The sequence below is a fragment of the Streptomyces sp. NPDC002795 genome (assembly GCF_042888725.1).
Taxonomy (GTDB): domain Bacteria; phylum Actinomycetota; class Actinomycetes; order Streptomycetales; family Streptomycetaceae; genus Streptomyces.
Genome location: NZ_JBIAQB010000005.1, coordinates 448,739 through 464,185, shown reverse-complemented (window position 1 = coordinate 464,185; position 15,447 = coordinate 448,739). Strand labels below are relative to the sequence as shown.

Here is a 15,447-nt window from a genome sequence, read left to right as displayed (position 1 = left end):
GTCACCACCAGCAGTCATGGTTCCGAAGTATCGCCCGTGAACGCGAGTTCACGGGCGACTTGCTGTTCAGCGTCTCTGAGGGCCAGGACGACCACCTCCGGTCCCCGCGCAGTGCGGGAACCGACTACGAGTCCTTGGAGGACAACATGGCAACTGGAACCGTGAAGTGGTTCAACGCGGAAAAGGGCTTCGGCTTCATCGAGCAGGACGGTGGCGGCCCCGACGTCTTCGCCCACTACTCGAACATCAACGCCCAGGGCTTCCGTGAGCTCCAGGAGGGCCAGAAGGTGAACTTCGACGTCGTCCAGGGCCAGAAGGGCCCCCAGGCGGAGAACATCTCCCCCGCCTGATCCGCGACTCCGCACAGCCCGCCCCGGTCCGACCGGGGCGGGCTTGCGCCTTCACCAGGCCGTTCACAGGTGGCCGTCCAGCAACGTCCGTACCTCTGTGCTGGTCATGGGTCCCGCGCCGTGCGCCACCGCCTCTCCCTCCTTCAGCAGGACGAAGGACGGAGCTCCGGTGATCCCGTATCGCTCGGTCGCGGCCGGACAACGTGTGATGTCGGCGCGAACCACCGTCAGGCGGCCCGCGCAGTCGTCGGCGATGCCACCCACGACGAGGTCCATCACGCGGCAGGGCTCGATCGCCTTGGGCCATGTCCCGATGAAGTACGCGAGGACCGGAACGCCGCTCATCCCGAGGATGAAACTGAACTCCGCGTCCTCACGGGGGCGGTGAACCCGCTGCGCCATGCAATCTCCTGACCTCACGTTCCGTCATTCCATCCCCATCATCCCCCGCACGGTGTGCCGGGCCGGCCCGGATCGTCGACGTACGCGTCAGCCGACCCGAAACCCGACCGCCAGCGTCAGTTCAAGGACCCGGTGTGGCGATGCGAGATCCGGAAACAGCTGCCGCAGCTGCGACATCCGGTACCGGACCGTCTGCGGATGGATGAACAACGCCGCCGCCACCTCGTCCCGCCTGCCCTGGTGCAGCAGCCACTCCCGCAGCGTCTCCTCAAGCCGCCGTGCGGTCGCGGCGGGCAAGGTCCCGAGCGGTGCGAGGGCTCGGGCACGCAGGTCCGCGAACGCGTCGGCGTCGGCGCTCAGCACCAGTTCGGGCAGGTGGTCCTCGGTGTCGCGAATGTCGGAGGAGATGTCGGAGGAGACATCAGCGGAGACATCGGAGGTGAGGGAGCGCGCGCGTACGGCTCGTGCGTACGAGGCGGACGCCCGGGTCCACGGCCGGGCCGGGCCGACCACGGCGGTGCGGTCGGCCAGCTGCCGCAGGAGACGTGACCGGTCGGCATCGGGGACGAGCAGCACACCGGTGGCGTCCGGCAGATCGTCGAGGACGAGTGTGTTCGGGTCGAGCTCGCGGTAGGCGGGCCGGGCCTGGGCGGCAGGGAGCAGGACCGCGGTCAGCGAATCCGGGGGCTGCCACCCGGCCCGTTGTGCCGAGGTCAGCAGCACGTCCGGGCTCGCGCAGGCGAGGAGGTCGCGGGCCAGGTGTTCCAGGTGGAGCTCATGGGCCCTGCCCCGGGCGGCCAGCTCGTCGGCATGGCCCGCGGCGCTCGCGGCGGAGAGCTCGTCGATGTAGGCGAAGGTCAGCTCGGCGAACTTGGCGACCTCGGCGGCGGGCAGACCGGCGGGTACCGCGCCCGCCGCCAGGCATCGCCAGGCCACGCGGGCTCCGACGCGGTAGGCGCTGAGCAGGGCATCCATCGAACGGCCGTCGCGCACCTCGCCGCGGCCCAACTCGTAGGCCGCGTCACCGCCGTCGCCGCCCGTGGCGTTCCCGCTCGCGAGGTCCAGGTAGTGCCCCAGGGCGGTGCGGACGGCCCGGCGAATGGTGGCGCCCATGCGCCCCGAAAGGGCGTTGGCGTAGGGAGGGACCTCGTCGATGATCGCCTGGACGACCTCGTCGGCGGTGGTCTTCACCGAGGCCCGAAGTACGGTGACCGTCGTGTCATCCAGGGCCAGTTCGCTGGCCCTCCGGATTGCATGGCTCACGTTTTCATTCCCTGCGAACAATTTGGCCGACCAGATTCACGTCCTGCGGTCAGGACTTTACGCCTTGAGGCGCAGCAAGCTGGAGCCATGACGAGTACAGCTCTCCGGAGCAGGGCGTGGAAGCTGCTGGAGATGGTCACGACGCCGCTGCTGCCGTCGGACTACCTCGACCTGGTCAGCCCGCTGCGTACGGGCGCAGACCTGCGTGGGCGCATCGAGGCCGTGCACCCCGAGACGGGTGACGCCGCGACCATCGTGATCAGACCGGGCCGGGGCTGGCGCGGCCACACGCCCGGTCAGTACGTGCGGATCGGGGTCGACGTCGACGGGGTGCGCCTGTGGCGTGCCTACTCCGTCACCTCGCCGACGAACCGGCAGGACGGCCGCGTCACGATCACCGTGAAGGCGATCCCGGACGGCAAGGTCAGCAACCACCTGGTCCGCAGGGCGAAACCGGGCACGCTGATCCAGCTCGACCAGCCGACCGGCGACTTCGTACTGCCGCGGGCCAAGCCCGCCAAGGTGCTCTACCTGACGGCCGGCAGCGGCATCACGCCCGTGATGGGCATGCTGCGCGACACCGAGTTCGACGACGTCGTCATGGTCCACTGCGCGCCACGGCCGCAAGACGTGATCTTCCGCAGCGAACTGCACGACCTGGTCGCGGACGGGAAGCTGCGGCTCACCGAGGTGCACACCGACACGGACGGCACGCTCGACATCGCCCGCCTCGACGAACTCGTGCCCGACTGGGCCGAGCGCGAGACCTGGGCCTGCGGGCCCGCGGGCCTGCTCGACGCCGCCGTAGAGCACTGGGCCGAACACGGCGTACAAGAGCGTCTGCACACCGAACGCTTCCGCCCCAGCATCGTCGTCGCCGGCGACGGCGGCGAGGTCACGTTCAGCGCCACCGGCAGGACCGTCGACGCGGACGGCGCCACGCCGCTCCTTGACGTCGGCGAGGAGGCCGGCGTGCTCATGCCCTCCGGGTGCCGCATGGGCATCTGCTTCGGCTGCGTCACGCCGCTCAAGGCGGGCGCCGTCCGCGACCTGCGCACCGGCGAGATCACCGAGGCCGAGCCGGGCGTCCTCATCCAGACCTGCGTGTCCGCCGCGGCGGGCCCCTGCGACATCGAACGGTAGGAGCACCTTGACCGCCATCGACCCCACCGCCCACCTGACCGCGGAGCAGATCGAGGAGCTCGGTCGCGAGCTGGACGCGATCCGCGACGAGGTGATCGCCGACCGCGGCGAGAAGGACGCCGCCTACATCCGCAAGGTCATCTCGGCGCAGCGCAAGCTCGAGCTGGTCAGCAGGGGCGTACTGCTGTTCTCGATCTTCCCGCCCGCCTGGCTGCTCGGCACCGCCGGTCTGTCCGTGGCGAAGATCATGGACAACATGGAGATCGGCCACAACATCCTGCACGGCCAGTGGGACTGGATGCGGGACCCGAAGATCCACTCCACGACCTGGGAGTGGGACCACGTCTCGCCGTCGGAGCAGTGGAAGCACTCGCACAACGAGCTGCACCACACGTACACCAACGTGATCGGCAAGGACAACGACCTCGGCTACGGCATCATGCGCGTCGACGAGGACCAGAAGTGGCACCCGTTCCACCTCGGCCAGCCGCTGTGGAACTTCATCAACGCCTGCTTCTTCGAGTACGGCATCGCGGCGTACGACCTGGAGCTCGGCAAGAACCTGCCCAAGCGCCGCCGGAAGAACCCGGAGTTCCGCGCGCGGGCCAAGGCCGTGGGCCGCAAGATCCGCAAGCAGGTGCTCAAGGACTACGTGATCCACCCGCTGCTTTCGGGCCCGTCGTTCTTCCCCACGCTCGGCGCCACGTTCACCGCGAACCTGGTCCGCAACATCTGGACCCACTCGGTGATCATGTGCGGTCACTTCCCGGAGGGCGTACAGGTCTTCGAACGCCGCTCCATCAAGGGCGAGACACGTGGCCAGTGGTACCTGCGCCAGATGATGGGCTCGGCGAACATCAGCGGCAGCAGGGCCATGCACTTCATGACCGGGAACCTCTCCCACCAGATCGAGCACCACCTGTTCCCGGACCTGCCGAGCAACCGGTACGCCGAGGTCGCGGTGAAGGTGCGCGCGCTGTTCGAGAAGTACGAGCTGGAGTACGTCACAGGACCGCTGCCCAAGCAGGTCTTCTCCGCGTGGCACAAGGTCTTCCGGCTCTCACTGCCGAACAAGGAGCCCAAGGTCACAGCGCGGGACCGAGAGCGGGAGCTGGTCGCGGCCTGATCCCCGGCATTGGTTCAGATCCGGGTTCGATGAGATCTGTTGCGGACGGTGGGCGGCCGCTTCGTGCCCACTTCCCACTCGACCGTCGGCGGGCCCGGGAACACGAGATGGATGGCTGGGGGCGGGGCAGCTGTGTCGCGGCCGCTCCGCAGTTCAAGTGACCTGATGGCGTGTCGCCTTGCCTGCACCGGAGAGTCACCGGATCGTCACGTTTATGCGCGAAAACTTCACATATCCTGATCGTGGGGCCCTACGGGTCGGCGTGCGCAGGGCGGTGGTGGGGGCCGTGACAGCCGCCGCGATCGGCTGTGCCACGGCCCCGGCTCTGGCGCTGTCCGTCACCGCTGCGACATCGAGCGCCGTCAAGGACGAGAACCCGGCCCCCGTCGGCGCACCTGAGGGCGACGGAGGGTACGGCGCCGCGGATGCTCCACATGAGGACAGGGCACCCGCGACCGGGTACGGCGACGGGGGCCACGGCTACGGCTCGCAAGAGGAGCCGGCCGGCTACGGCGAGGAGGAGACTCCCTCGCCCACACCGTCATCGACGGTGGGGACCCCCGTTACGCCCTCCCCGACCCCGAGTGGGTCGACCACACCGCCCACGACCCCGACACCAACCCCGAGCACGACAAGCCCGTCGGTCGGGGAGACGCCGCCCGGCACCCCGTCCTCTCCGCCGGTGGCCACGACACCGCCGGTGCCGTCAGCCACCTCCCCCTCACGAGGGCCGCAACTCGCCGAGACAGGCCAGGAGTCCACGCATTACACGCGCGGGGCGATCGCAGCGATCCTCATCACCATCGGCGTCGGTCTCCGCTTCTTCGCCCATCGGAAGAACTCTGGATAGCGTTCCTTGAAGGGACACGTTCTTTGGGGGAGAGGTCTGGGGAGGCAGGCTGGCGCGCGGTGGCACCGTCCGGTGTTCTGCGGGTGCTAGCGGTGCAGGTGGGAGGCGCATACTTGGAGAAAGCCGTGGATCGGAGGAGTCATGCTCATTCTCGGTCTCATCCTTCTCGTCATCGGTCTGATCGCCGGCATCTCGGTGCTGTGGACCATCGGCATCGTTCTCCTGGTAATTGGCGCGGCCCTCTGGATCCTGGGAGCGGCCGGACACGCAGTCGGCGGCCGTAAGCACTACTGGTAAGCCGTGAACCCGGTCGGCCCCCAGGCGGGATCTTCTCCTTGTGGCGGGCGGCGTTCTCGGCGTCCGGCAGGGCCGGTGCCCTGGGGTCACGTCATGGAGACGACGACCTTGCCGGCCCTCGCGCGGCCCTTTTCGACGTACTCCATGGCCTGAAGGGTCTCGTCGAAGGGGAAGACCCGGTCGACGACGGGGCGGATCTTCCCGGCGTCGATGAGAGCGGTGAGTTCGCGCAGCTGGTCCCCGTCGGCCCTCATGAACAGGAAGGAGTACGTGACACCGAGGCGCTTGGCCTGGCGCCGGACCTTCGCGCTGAGCACGGCAATGCCCAGGCGCATGACCGCGTTCGAGCCGAGTTCGAGGGCGGTGGCCGGGTCGGGCGGTCCCGCGACGGAGATGGCCAGGCCGCCGGGCTTGAGGACGCGCAGGGACTTGGTGAGGTTCTCGCCGCCGAGGGAGTCCACGACGACGTCGTAGCCGGTGAGGATGGTGGAGAAGTCCTGGGTGCGGTAGTCGATGACCTCGTCCGCGCCGAGGTCCTTGACGAGGCCGACCTTGGCGGTGCTCGCGGTGGCGGCCACGTGCGCGCCCAGGGACTTCGCCAGCTGGATGGCGATGGACCCCAGGCCGCCGGCGCCCGCGTGGATGAGGACCTTCTGCCCCGGCTGGACGTTCGCCCGCTCGACCAGGGCCTGCCAGGCGGTCAGCGCGACCAGGGGGAGGGAGGCGGCCTCGGTCATGGTGAGCGTGGCGGGCTTGGGGGCAAGGTCGTCCTGGTGGACGGCGATGTGTTCGGCGAAGGTGCCAATGCGGTCCTTGTCGGGCCGCGCGTAGACCTCGTCGCCCACGGCGAAGCGGGTGACGGACGACCCGACGCGGACGACGGTCCCGGCGAAGTCGTTGCCCAGGACGAGCGGGAGACGGTAGGGCACGATCGCCTTCAGTTCCCCCTTGCGGATCTTCATGTCCAGCGGGTTCACGCTCGCCGCGTCGATCCTGACCAGGACATCCTCGGCGCCCACCTGGGGGGCGGGTACGTCCCCGGCGCGCACCGTGGTCGGGTCGCCGTACTTCTCGACCATGAAGGCCTTCATTGTTGTCTCCGTTCGTTCGGTCTCCCGCACAAGCGGGGACGGGTGCTCTGTCCGTGATCGGTGTCTGCCGGTACAAGACGGTCTGTGACGTTCTCTTCGTCTGTGCACCCGGTGCCGCCGTGGGATTGTCTGGGGCGTCGAGCCGTGTTTCCGGGCTCAGGCCACCGGCGTGGATGGGGTGATGACGCTGCTCGCGTCGCCGCCCTGGAGGCGGCCCAGCGAGCCCGCGATCCCCTCGTGCGGTACGCCGAGCGGCACCGCGCTGACCGCGTCGAGGCGCGCGAACTGCTCGTCGGTGAGCTGGACGTCGAGGGCTGCGAGGTAGCTGTCGAGCTGGGAGAGGTTGCGCGGGCCGATGATCGGGACCAGCGTGGCCGTGGAGCGGGCGGCGTGCTCGCGGACCCAGGCCACCGCCACCTGGGCGGGCGTCGCACCGGTCTCCTCGGCGATGGCCAGGACGGTGTCGACGACGGCGGTCTTCTGGTCGGTGCTCTCGGTGTGGACAACCGTGCCCAGGTCGCTCAGGCGCCCTTCGGTGGAGCTGCGGTACTTGCCGGTGAGCAGTCCGCCGCCGAGCGGGGACCACAGGGCCGCGCCGAGTCCGAGGCTCTCGGCCATCGGCAGCAGTTCGCGGTCGGCGGCGCGTTCGACGAGGCTGTACTCGTGCTGGATGCCGATGATGGGGGACTGGTTCCTGAGGTCGGCGAGGGTCACCGCGCGCGAGACGCGCCAGGCGGGGAAGTTGGACAGCGCGGCGTGGTGGATCTTGCCCGCGCCGACCAGGTCGTCGAGTCCCCGCAGGAGCTCTTCCATCGGAGTGAGCTCGTCGGGGAAGTGCACCCACAGCAGGTCGATGTAGTCGGTGCCCAGGCGCTTCAGGCTGGCCTCGACGGAGGCGACCAGGTTCTTGCGGCTGTTGCCGGTCCTGGAGATGTCCGGCTGCGGGGCGGCGCCGAGGGCGAACTTGGTGGCCAGGACGAAGTGCTCGCGGTCGGCGGAGACCAGCTTGCCGGTGAGTTCCTCCGACTCGCCGAACTGGTAGCCGTCGGCGGTGTCGAGGAAGGTGCCGCCGGCCTCGGCGAACCGGTCGAAGATCCGGCGGGCCTCGTCCGGTTCGGCCCCGGCACCCCAGCCGGTTCCGAAGTTCGCGGTGCCGAGCGCGTACTCGGAGACGCGCAGTCCGCTCTTGCGGCCGAAGGTCGTGTAACGCATGAGAAGTCCTTGCGTAAGGGGGGGCTGGAAGGCCGTGGTGGAGGGGGTGAGCGTCAGCCCGCGTTCGGCTGGGGCGCCGCGGACAGGCTCTGCTTGACGTACCGGCTGGTCTCGTCGGCGAGGATCTCGGTCAGGCCGGTCTCGATACCGCGCAGGGCCTGGGCCGCGACGTCGGCGGCGGCGACCTTCTGGTCGGCGGGCACGCCGGCGGCCATGTCGGTGTCCATGTAGCCGACGTGCAGCGCCGAGACGGTGATCCCGCGGGACGCCAGTTCCTCGCGACTCGCGTCGCTCAGCGCCCAGGCGGCGGCCTTGGAGGCCGCGTAGGAGCCGAGGCCTGCCGGGTGGAACCAGGACAGGGCGGACAGGACATTGAGTACGGCGCCGCCGCCGTTGCCCTCGATGACGGGGGCGAAGGACCGTGTGGCGACGAGCGGGCCGAAGAAATTGGTCTCCATCTCGCGACGTACCTCGTCCAGGTCGCCGCCGACCAGCGTCGCGCCGGTGGAGACGCCCGCATTGTTGATCAGAAGCGTCGCGTCCGACGCGATGCGGGCGGCCTCCCGTATCGACTCCTGGTCCGTCACGTCGAGGCGCAGTGGGCGCACGCCCGGCAGGTCGACCGTCTCGGGGCGGCGGGCCGCCGCGTAGACCTTGGCGCCATGCTCCACGAGCTGGGCGGCCAGGTGCCGCCCGAGGCCCCGGTTGGCGCCGGTGACCACCGCGACCGCGTTCTTGAGTTCCATGCTCGCTCCTGACTTTCGTAGGCGCCGTCGGAGCACCCGCGTCAATTAGATTGCAACCATAATCTAAACACGGAGCTATGATAGATGCCAGTCGACATCCAAACGGGAGGTGGCCATGGGCCGTGTATCGCAGGCGCAGGCGGAGGAAAATCGCAGGCGGGTGGTGGACACCGCGTCGCGGCTGTTCCGGGAGCAGGGCACCCACGTCAGCGTCGCCGATCTCATGAAGGCGGCCGACCTGACCCACGGCGCCTTCTACAAGCAGTTCGCCTCCAAGGAAGCGCTCGTCGATGAGGTCACCGCCCACGTCTTCGATGAGAGCGCACGGCGCAATGCGGCCGGGCTCGAGCGGCACGACGGGCAGCGGGATGCCGCTCAGCGGGCCCTGATCGACGCCTACCTCTCCGTCGAACACCGTGACAACGCGGCGGACGGCTGCCCGGTCGCGGCTCTCGCCATCGATGTCGCGCGCGGACCCGAAGGCCGCGAGGCGCGCCGTACCTACGCGGACGGCGTGGCCGACTTCGCCGCGTTCCTCGCCCCCGCCGAGGCCGTCGCGGGCGGCGAGGGTGGCGAGGGTGGCGAGGGTGGCGAGGGTGGCCTCGCCCGGCTGTGCACCCTGGTCGGTGCTCTGGTCCTGTCCCGGGCCACCCAGGGCTCCCCGCTCTCCGAGGAGATCCTCGCCGCCGCGCACGCGGCCCTGACGGAAGCCGGCTGACCGGGGGCCCGGCATCGGGCGCCGCGCGGCGTGTGTGCACCGGTCGCACCCGCGAGATGACGCGGGGCCCGGGGCTTGATGCGGGGACGCCCTGCGCATCCCGAGTCGAGGGCGCCCGGCGTGAAGCCGGCGGGCGGATCTCGCCTGTCTCGATGTGCATCAGGGCACGGCACCGCGTACCCGCGGCCGAACTTCGCGGCGCCCCGCGCGCGAGCGTGATCGTCGGTCCGACCGTTGATGGTCCGGCCGCCAGTGCGGGCCTGGACCTGGCCGTGGTCCGCGACATCGTCGACTCGTACCAGCGGGCCTCGACCGAACCGGAAGGCGTCTCCTGCGCCGAGGTCGACGCGGGCGGTGTTCCCGCTCCGCGGGCCATTCCGGAGGGCGGGGCCCCCGACCAGGCGCTGCTCCACTTCCATTTCGGCGGATCCGTCACCGCCTCCATGTACTCCGACCGCAAGGCGGCCGGCCGCATCGCGAAGGCCGCGGGTGTCCGCTCGCTGGTCGTGGACTTCCGTCTGGCCCCCGAGCACCCATGCTGTGCCCAGCTCGACGACGCCGGGACCGCCTACCGCTGGCTGTTCCCCAGGACTGCGAACCGAAGAGCATCGGCAGCACCGGCCACTCCATCGGCGGCACCTTTGCGGTGATGCTGAGCCTGCGCCCGCACGCCGACAGCCACATCCAGACGCAGCGGGAGGTCGAGCGGCTGCTCAACGGGTCGGACTCCCGCTGGACGAACCTGTGCCTGGGCACCGGGCACGTGGCGTACGGCGGTGGCGACAACCTCGACCTCATCCGCCGCTACGGCGAGCGCGTCGGCTGCGTCTACGTCCGCATCAAGCAGATGGACCCCGAGGCCCTGGTCCAGGTCGCTGTAACTGGCCTCTCTGGAAGCCGAGTTGTTCGTGATCGTCGAGCAGGACCTGTACCCGTGCGCCCCCTACCCGACGTGCCGCTGCCCATCGCGGTCAGTACCCGGGAGTACCTGGCCGAGTACGGCCTCATAGGAACCCGACGCCCCATACTCCGTCCATAGAACGGCGGTGAACGGAAGGCCTGTCTGGCCCGCTCCGGCCTTGAGATCGGCCGGAGCGGGCCAGACAGGCCTTCCGGAAGGAAGACGTCATGATTCACGCAGCCGATGTCCGGGAGTGGCGGGACCTTACCGTCGTCGACACCGCGGCACGCAAGATCGGGGTCCTCGAAGCGGTCTACGTGGACACCACCACCGACCAACCGGCCATGGCCACCGTGCGCGCCGGACTGCCCACCCGGCGGCGGCTGTTCTTCGTCCCCCTCGACGATGCGATCGCCGGTCCGGACTACCTCAAGGTCACCTATGCCAAGGCGTTGGTGACGACGGCTCCCTCGATCGGCACCGACGGCGTCCTGCCCGCAGCGGGCGAGGAAGCGATCTTCAAGCACTACGGGCTGCCCTACGAGTCCGGCGCGGCCGGGGAGCGTCAACTCGCCCGCCGTTAAAGGCCCTTCGGGGGCACCTGCAGAAGCCCCCTCGTCACTACGTTGTGAGGTAGGCGTCATGCACCAACCGACCATGACCCACGGGGAACGGCGCCTGTTGACGGCTGAGGGTTCAGCGGTGGATACGGCTCTGGTCGCCGAGATCGCCGAACTGCGCGAGAGGGCCTGGGGCCTGCTGGTGGACGTCTCGCAGCACTGCAACATCAAGCTTCGGGACGTGGCCGTCGCCTTGACCGTCACGGTCCAGGGCGAGCTGCTCCCCGAGGCAATGCGGCGCGAGGTGGGCCGCGCACTGAAGCGCGTCAACGGCCGGAACTGACTGCTCGCTTTGTCGGGCGGCACCGGGAGCTGTGGTCTCAACTCTCCGGCGCCTTCGTCCCCCGGGTCGACCCGGGACGCGTCGGCCGGGTAGCCCGCCGTGCGAACCTCAAACACGGCGGCTTCACGACTGTTCTTCCTGGTCACATGCTGCAGGCGAGGAGCGCGGAGCCACACGCTCCGCGTCCGGCGGCTGCGCCCGGCTATTCGGGCCGCTGGGTTCGGGCGTCGTGGGCGAGCCCGTCGGGGTGCTCCGCCGTGCGTCCGCCGAGAGGAAGGACCATGACCCGCAGAGCTGTTGGGCCGGGCGGCTGCCGGTGTATCTCTCCGGCGTCCTGCCAGCCCCAGTCCGTGAGAGCGGCACGGACCGGGCCGTCGGATCGGTCGACCAGGGTGACGCCCAAGGACGCGTGGTGGTCGGCGAGCAGACGCTCCTGCAGGCGACGGGCGAGCCTGCGAGCCTGCCCGTGCGGGTGGACGACGGTCTCCGTGATCGCGAAAACATGCCCGGACGCGGTGAGTTGCTCAAGGTTCTGCGGGAGGGCGCCGTCGAACCCCTGCCACCAGGAGCCGTCGCGCGCCACCGGGGCACCGTATGCGCACCCGGTCAGCGCCTCCGCCTCGGCGACCAGCATGTCGAAGCCCGGCAGCTGTACGTCGCCCGCCAGGCGGTGCAGGAAGGCCTCCCGGCCGTTGAACTCCTCGCCAGGGGACGAGCGGGAGGATTCGACGTACAGGTCCGCCAAGTCCTCCCGGAGGTCCTCCGCCTGCCAGCGGTTCAGACGGCGCAGACGCACCGCGTCCATGGCGGACGGCTCCGGGCCTTCGGGTTCACGCGGGTGCTGCGGAGTATGCATGAGCGCCTCGGTTCGGGAGACCGGTGGACTTACGTGACAAGCGTGGTGGACCTGAGCCGGCGGCCGGGATCACCCCGCCGCGGTTCGTTCGTGAGGGCCGGCCGAGGGTCCCGCGCGCCCGGTGCCGAAACCCTGCCCGTACCCGGAGCACTAATGCGGGGCAGTTCGGCCAAAGGTGCTGCGACCAGAACGGACCGATATGCCGGACCGTCGGGCGCTCCCGCCCTCCGCGTCGATGGAACCGAACCGAGGGCGTCCGAGGTTTCCTCAGGACGACGAGCTGAAACGGCGGGCGGAGACGAGTGGCGACGGACCCGTCTCCTGAGCGGTCCGCGGGAGTACGCTGGAGAGACCAAGGGCATTTCGTACTCCGGCATCCACGCGGGTCTCGTCCTCGGCGACCACATGCACCGGGCGGCCGTCGTGTCGCGCCGGAGACGGGTTCGCATCATGATCGCGACAACCCTGACCACCCGCAGTATTCGTCCGCCTCCCTCCGACGCCGCCCGTGTGGCGCTGAAGTCGCAAACGGGCTGCGGCCTGCTCGACGGCGCCTGGTGGCCGCGCTCGCGCGACCTGACCGCCGAACTCCCTGCCCTCGCGGAGATACTCGATCCACTTTGGGGCCGCATCACCCGCGTAGCCGTCAACCCGATGCTCTGGCCCGTCGTCCCGCGCAAGGTGGCCGTCGGCCACCGGGTGATGAGCGTCGGCTGGTTCAACCCCGAACTCGACCCGCACAAACTGCTGTTGCTGTCCTACGGCACCGGCCGCTTCGACCTCTTGGTGATCCCGCCAGAGACGGGAACCGCCGGCGCAGATCGGCTCATGGCCGCCGCCTGTGACCCACACGGCGCCCCCTTGACCGCCACCGATCTCGTGGCCGCCGAAACCGCACTCCTCAGCGGCATTGGCGTGATCGACCGGCCGCAAAGCTCCGACGAGGCGTGGGAATACGAGGGCGGCGCGACCTCCACCCACACCGTCCCCATGATCGCGGGGCGGTGAGGACCATGGACGCCGCACTCACCACTGCCGCCTTCCTGCTGCTGATCGCCGTCGGCGCCTATCTGATCCATCGCCTCAACGCCCAGCAGACCGGAAGGATCGCCTTGCACACCCACCATCGCTTCATGCCTGGCCGCCGGAATTCCGCCGAGCGGGCAGGCAACCCGCCTCCGTCCGCGCAGTCGCCCCCGCCGGTGGTCCGCGCCGACCGGCACGACCACCGCGACGGCGGTCGCGGACGCTTCCCGGCACGCCGCCGCCGCGACCGCACCACACACAAGCAGGCCCGCTGAGCCCGGTCGCGTCGAAGAGGCCACGAGGTGAGGCCCCCGCAGAGGGAGGAACGCATCGGGTGGTGGGCTGGTGTTCGCACTCACCGAGCTGACGATGCTGCCCACGCACCGGCGCTGCGGTGGTGCGACCCGACGGGAAGACTTGCTGTTGTCCCGTCATTCCCCGGGCCTGGTAGTGGCCGGTGTGGGGACCGGATCACCGCTGTCGGCGGGATCAGGGAGCCGCTCAGGGCGTGGGGCTGGAAGCTGCTGCCCGTCGTGAGGTCGGGCGCGGAGGGCCTCCGGCCGTGAGGCATGGGCGCGCGGGCCGCTGTGATGAGCGGGCGGGTGCAGAACTAGTCAGGTCGTGTCCAGGTCGAAGCCGAGGCTCGGGCAGCGATACGAGGTTGACCGATCGGCGCACTTCATCCCTTGGGAACTCGTATGCCTGTTTCAACGACTGGAATCAATCGGTGCGGGGTGATGCGCCCAGGTCGGCGCCCCGGCCGGCGTGTCGGCCGGGTCAAATGTGCCGGGGCCCGGTGACCGGGAGGGGGAGGGATCCGGACCGGCACCGAAGGGGGCTGCGGATGGCCGTGAAGCGCATGCCCGCCACCCCCGACTACTTCATGACCCTGGCCCTGGACGGTGAGCTCGACACTGGCAGCATCCCTGCATTCTGCGAGCTCGCCTCCCAAGTTCTGGGCGAGGGCAGCCGCCACCTGATCATGGACCTGTCCCTGGTGACCCGCTGTGACAACGGCAGCTTCTTCACCGTCCTCGGCATCCGTGAGGCCATCCACCACGCAGGCGGGAGCCTCACCCTGGCCAACCCCAGCCGGTGCGTTCGGCTCACGTTGTCCCGCAGCGTCCTGCGGGACCGGCTGCCCCTCCACGACCTTTGCGCTCAGGAGCGGTTTGATGCCTCTCCCCGAACCGACACTCCTCCGGGCAGCCGTGGGTGACCGCGGTCTGCGTCGAAGCGTCGCCATGGCCCACCATTGGACCGCGCGCGTTCGCCATACTCGAGGTATGTGCGTTCTCGGCTGATCGGTGCATAGAGGGCGTCATGGATGCGGAGGCGGATCAGGGCCGCAGCAGCTCGGCCATGTCGAAATCGCAGTAGTGGTCCAGCAGGATGCGGCGGCCGCTCTCGAACTCGACCTCGCACAACGCGAGAAACGGCCCATAGGCCTCCGTGACGATTCCAAATCGTCCGTCCGCCCCACGCTGGCCCGCGAAGACCCTGTCCCCCCAGAACTTCCCGAAGAAGAACGACGCAGACCGCACCTTTTCGGTGGTGCCTTTGACGGGGGTTACCCGGAGGGCGACGGAGTAGGCCTGGCCTGGAGTCTTGGCCGGGTTGAGGGTGTGAGTCAGGAAATGCTCGTGCTGGCACTTCTTGCGCGCCGATCGGTAGTCACGCAGAATCAGCGGCTCCACCGAAGACATCGGTTCGATGAGGTGGGCGACCGCGACCGGGGCGACGCCGAGCGTCGTGCCGAGGCCCCGACGTACCTCCACGCTGATCGGCTGTTCGGCCACCTGCTGGTCCGGCAAGGTCTCGCCTCGCCCTGTGTCGGCCGTGCCCTCTTCGGCCAGCGGAGCATAGGCGAGGCCTTCGGTGTCCACTCGACCCAGTTCCGCGCCGCCGGCTTTGACTGTGTTGAACCGGATTCCGAGGATCGCGATCAGGGCTGCGGCTGCCCCAAGGGCGGCGAGGATGGCGGCAAGTGGGGTCAGGTCATTGTCAACGCTGAGGATGCATCCCGAGGACGCCCTCGGACATTGCGGCAGCGCCACCCGGTGATCGGGCGGTACGGCGACAAGGGATAAGGCGGTGGCCAGAAGGGCGGCCCCGGCTGCACCGGCGATGATCCGCTCGGTCAGGGTCAAGCGGTCGCCCTTGGTCTGAACGGCCTGCTCGGACATTGCGCCCCCGCAATCAGTCTCGGCGGTCAGCCTGCTACCGCCTCAGTCACCCATGATGGCGGTCCCGGGGGTGGCCGTCACGGTCTGGGCAACGCGTCTTCGGATGTCAGTCTCTCGGTCTTCCGTAAGTTCAATGCCAGTGACTGGGGATGTCACAAGAACCTCCGGTTCGGTCGACTCTCATCCACGCGCACCGGCGGCATTCACCTCGCTCCGGCGGTGTGAAGACGGGGCGGAAGGACCACGGCTCCCCGCAGGCGCCGGGGACGAGTTCCTTGTCACCTGAGGGCCGCGTAGTGGTTGGTGAGCGCGTGAAACGCTTCCTTGGGTTCCCAGGGCATGCCGGCGTAGGTGAGTGCGTCCGCCGGAATTCCGCT

The 15,447-nt window shown here is 69.4% G+C and carries 19 protein-coding genes and 1 pseudogene; 12 read left to right on the top strand and 8 right to left on the bottom strand.

The window, feature by feature from the left end; all coding sequences use genetic code 11:
- Window positions 1–146 precede the first annotated feature (146 nt).
- Entirely contained in the window at window positions 147–350 is a 204-nt protein-coding gene (locus ACFYWS_RS18250; RefSeq protein WP_389276999.1) for a cold-shock protein, read from the top strand.
- 63 nt (window positions 351–413) lie between these two features.
- On the opposite strand, the gene ACFYWS_RS18245 is transcribed toward ACFYWS_RS18250, so the two are convergent.
- Together ACFYWS_RS18245 and ACFYWS_RS18240 are read right to left on the bottom strand one after the other, a co-directional pair.
- Complete coding sequence (locus ACFYWS_RS18245) at window positions 414–752, bottom strand: thioredoxin family protein (RefSeq protein ID WP_389276996.1); 339 nt, start codon at window positions 750–752, stop codon at window positions 414–416.
- 87 nt (window positions 753–839) lie between these two features.
- Window positions 840–2,015, bottom strand: a complete 1,176-nt coding sequence (locus tag ACFYWS_RS18240; RefSeq protein WP_389276993.1) for a PucR family transcriptional regulator — start codon at window positions 2,013–2,015, stop codon at window positions 840–842.
- Between the two features lie 132 nt (window positions 2,016–2,147).
- Between ACFYWS_RS18240 and ACFYWS_RS18235 the strand changes: the two genes are divergently transcribed.
- Window positions 2,148–3,158: a ferredoxin reductase gene (locus tag ACFYWS_RS18235; protein WP_389277385.1), complete on the top strand. Its 1,011-nt coding sequence runs from the start codon at window positions 2,148–2,150 to the stop codon at window positions 3,156–3,158.
- A gap of 7 nt (window positions 3,159–3,165) precedes the next feature.
- Window positions 3,166–4,284, top strand: coding sequence for a fatty acid desaturase family protein (locus ACFYWS_RS18230; protein WP_389276990.1), 1,119 nt, complete (start codon window positions 3,166–3,168; stop codon window positions 4,282–4,284).
- A 507-nt stretch (window positions 4,285–4,791) separates the two neighbouring features.
- Here the strand turns inward: ACFYWS_RS18230 and ACFYWS_RS18225 are convergent.
- Window positions 4,792–4,998 carry a hypothetical protein gene (locus tag ACFYWS_RS18225; protein WP_389276988.1) on the bottom strand — a complete coding sequence of 69 codons (207 nt, stop codon included), beginning with the start codon at window positions 4,996–4,998 and terminating at the stop codon, window positions 4,792–4,794.
- Between the two features lie 277 nt (window positions 4,999–5,275).
- Between ACFYWS_RS18225 and ACFYWS_RS18220 the strand changes: the two genes are divergently transcribed.
- Window positions 5,276–5,431, top strand: coding sequence for a DUF6131 family protein (locus ACFYWS_RS18220; RefSeq protein ID WP_389276985.1), 156 nt, complete (start codon window positions 5,276–5,278; stop codon window positions 5,429–5,431).
- 86 nt (window positions 5,432–5,517) lie between these two features.
- Here ACFYWS_RS18220 and ACFYWS_RS18215 read toward each other — a convergent pair whose 3' ends face one another.
- The 3 genes from ACFYWS_RS18215 to ACFYWS_RS18205 form a co-directional block, all read right to left on the bottom strand.
- A complete protein-coding gene (locus ACFYWS_RS18215; RefSeq protein ID WP_389276982.1) occupies window positions 5,518–6,522 on the bottom strand; it encodes an NADP-dependent oxidoreductase in 1,005 nt (334 codons plus the stop codon).
- 156 nt (window positions 6,523–6,678) lie between these two features.
- Entirely contained in the window at window positions 6,679–7,734 is a 1,056-nt protein-coding gene (locus ACFYWS_RS18210; RefSeq protein WP_389276979.1) for an aldo/keto reductase, read from the bottom strand.
- Window positions 7,735–7,787: 53 nt separating this feature from the next.
- Window positions 7,788–8,480 (bottom strand): SDR family oxidoreductase, encoded by a 693-nt coding sequence (locus ACFYWS_RS18205; protein WP_389276976.1) that lies wholly within the window; start codon window positions 8,478–8,480, stop codon window positions 7,788–7,790.
- Window positions 8,481–8,595: 115 nt separating this feature from the next.
- Here ACFYWS_RS18205 and ACFYWS_RS18200 point away from each other — a divergent pair, with 115 nt between their 5' ends.
- The 5 genes and pseudogenes from ACFYWS_RS18200 to ACFYWS_RS18180 all read left to right on the top strand — a co-directional run bounded on the left by ACFYWS_RS18200 (window position 8,596) and on the right by ACFYWS_RS18180 (window position 11,002).
- The gene (locus ACFYWS_RS18200; protein WP_389276973.1) at window positions 8,596–9,198 is read left to right on the top strand and encodes a TetR/AcrR family transcriptional regulator; all 603 of its coding nucleotides are present in this window, start codon (window positions 8,596–8,598) and stop codon (window positions 9,196–9,198) included.
- A gap of 56 nt (window positions 9,199–9,254) precedes the next feature.
- Window positions 9,255–9,848 (top strand): alpha/beta hydrolase fold domain-containing protein, encoded by a 594-nt coding sequence (locus ACFYWS_RS18195; protein ID WP_389276970.1) that lies wholly within the window; start codon window positions 9,255–9,257, stop codon window positions 9,846–9,848.
- Window positions 9,839–10,237 (top strand): annotated as a pseudogene (locus ACFYWS_RS18190) (sugar phosphate isomerase/epimerase family protein); the annotation flags it as partial. The gene ACFYWS_RS18195 and the pseudogene ACFYWS_RS18190, both read left to right, overlap by 10 nt.
- An 89-nt stretch (window positions 10,238–10,326) precedes the next feature.
- On the top strand, window positions 10,327–10,683 hold the full coding sequence (locus ACFYWS_RS18185) for a PRC-barrel domain-containing protein (RefSeq protein ID WP_389276967.1): 357 nt from the start codon (window positions 10,327–10,329) through the stop codon (window positions 10,681–10,683).
- A 118-nt stretch (window positions 10,684–10,801) separates the two neighbouring features.
- Window positions 10,802–11,002, top strand: a complete 201-nt coding sequence (locus ACFYWS_RS18180; protein ID WP_389276964.1) for a hypothetical protein — start codon at window positions 10,802–10,804, stop codon at window positions 11,000–11,002.
- A gap of 202 nt (window positions 11,003–11,204) precedes the next feature.
- Here ACFYWS_RS18180 and ACFYWS_RS18175 read toward each other — a convergent pair whose 3' ends face one another.
- Window positions 11,205–11,858 (bottom strand): hypothetical protein, encoded by a 654-nt coding sequence (locus tag ACFYWS_RS18175; RefSeq protein WP_389276961.1) that lies wholly within the window; start codon window positions 11,856–11,858, stop codon window positions 11,205–11,207.
- A gap of 450 nt (window positions 11,859–12,308) precedes the next feature.
- Here ACFYWS_RS18175 and ACFYWS_RS18170 point away from each other — a divergent pair, with 450 nt between their 5' ends.
- From ACFYWS_RS18170 to ACFYWS_RS18160, 3 genes are all read left to right on the top strand, one after another.
- Window positions 12,309–12,866 (top strand): DUF5994 family protein, encoded by a 558-nt coding sequence (locus tag ACFYWS_RS18170; RefSeq protein ID WP_389276958.1) that lies wholly within the window; start codon window positions 12,309–12,311, stop codon window positions 12,864–12,866.
- A 5-nt stretch (window positions 12,867–12,871) separates the two neighbouring features.
- Entirely contained in the window at window positions 12,872–13,159 is a 288-nt protein-coding gene (locus tag ACFYWS_RS18165) for a hypothetical protein (protein WP_389276955.1), read from the top strand.
- A 569-nt stretch (window positions 13,160–13,728) separates the two neighbouring features.
- Entirely contained in the window at window positions 13,729–14,103 is a 375-nt protein-coding gene (locus ACFYWS_RS18160; protein WP_389276952.1) for an STAS domain-containing protein, read from the top strand.
- 121 nt (window positions 14,104–14,224) lie between these two features.
- Here the strand turns inward: ACFYWS_RS18160 and ACFYWS_RS18155 are convergent, their stop codons facing one another.
- Window positions 14,225–15,070: a pYEATS domain-containing protein gene (locus ACFYWS_RS18155; RefSeq protein WP_389276949.1), complete on the bottom strand. Its 846-nt coding sequence runs from the start codon at window positions 15,068–15,070 to the stop codon at window positions 14,225–14,227.
- Between the last annotated feature and the right edge of the window lie 377 nt (window positions 15,071–15,447).

Bases quoted from the DNA above. Each gene is read 5' to 3' on its own strand.
- ACFYWS_RS18250 (WP_389276999.1), top strand. From the start codon at position 147: ATGGCAACTGGAACCGTGAAGTGGTTCAACGCGGAAAAGGGCTTCGGC.
- ACFYWS_RS18245 (WP_389276996.1), bottom strand. From the start codon at position 752: ATGGCGCAGCGGGTTCACCGCCCCCGTGAGGACGCGGAGTTCAGTTTC.
- ACFYWS_RS18235 (WP_389277385.1), top strand. From the start codon at position 2,148: ATGGTCACGACGCCGCTGCTGCCGTCGGACTACCTCGACCTGGTCAGC.
- ACFYWS_RS18220 (WP_389276985.1), top strand. From the start codon at position 5,276: ATGCTCATTCTCGGTCTCATCCTTCTCGTCATCGGTCTGATCGCCGGC.
- ACFYWS_RS18215 (WP_389276982.1), bottom strand. From the start codon at position 6,522: ATGAAGGCCTTCATGGTCGAGAAGTACGGCGACCCGACCACGGTGCGC.
- ACFYWS_RS18210 (WP_389276979.1), bottom strand. From the start codon at position 7,734: ATGCGTTACACGACCTTCGGCCGCAAGAGCGGACTGCGCGTCTCCGAG.
- ACFYWS_RS18205 (WP_389276976.1), bottom strand. From the start codon at position 8,480: ATGGAACTCAAGAACGCGGTCGCGGTGGTCACCGGCGCCAACCGGGGC.
- ACFYWS_RS18200 (WP_389276973.1), top strand. From the start codon at position 8,596: ATGGGCCGTGTATCGCAGGCGCAGGCGGAGGAAAATCGCAGGCGGGTG.
- ACFYWS_RS18195 (WP_389276970.1), top strand. From the start codon at position 9,255: ATGACGCGGGGCCCGGGGCTTGATGCGGGGACGCCCTGCGCATCCCGA.
- ACFYWS_RS18185 (WP_389276967.1), top strand. From the start codon at position 10,327: ATGATTCACGCAGCCGATGTCCGGGAGTGGCGGGACCTTACCGTCGTC.
- ACFYWS_RS18175 (WP_389276961.1), bottom strand. From the start codon at position 11,858: ATGCATACTCCGCAGCACCCGCGTGAACCCGAAGGCCCGGAGCCGTCC.
- ACFYWS_RS18170 (WP_389276958.1), top strand. From the start codon at position 12,309: ATGATCGCGACAACCCTGACCACCCGCAGTATTCGTCCGCCTCCCTCC.
- ACFYWS_RS18165 (WP_389276955.1), top strand. From the start codon at position 12,872: ATGGACGCCGCACTCACCACTGCCGCCTTCCTGCTGCTGATCGCCGTC.
- ACFYWS_RS18160 (WP_389276952.1), top strand. From the start codon at position 13,729: ATGGCCGTGAAGCGCATGCCCGCCACCCCCGACTACTTCATGACCCTG.
- ACFYWS_RS18155 (WP_389276949.1), bottom strand. From the start codon at position 15,070: ATGTCCGAGCAGGCCGTTCAGACCAAGGGCGACCGCTTGACCCTGACC.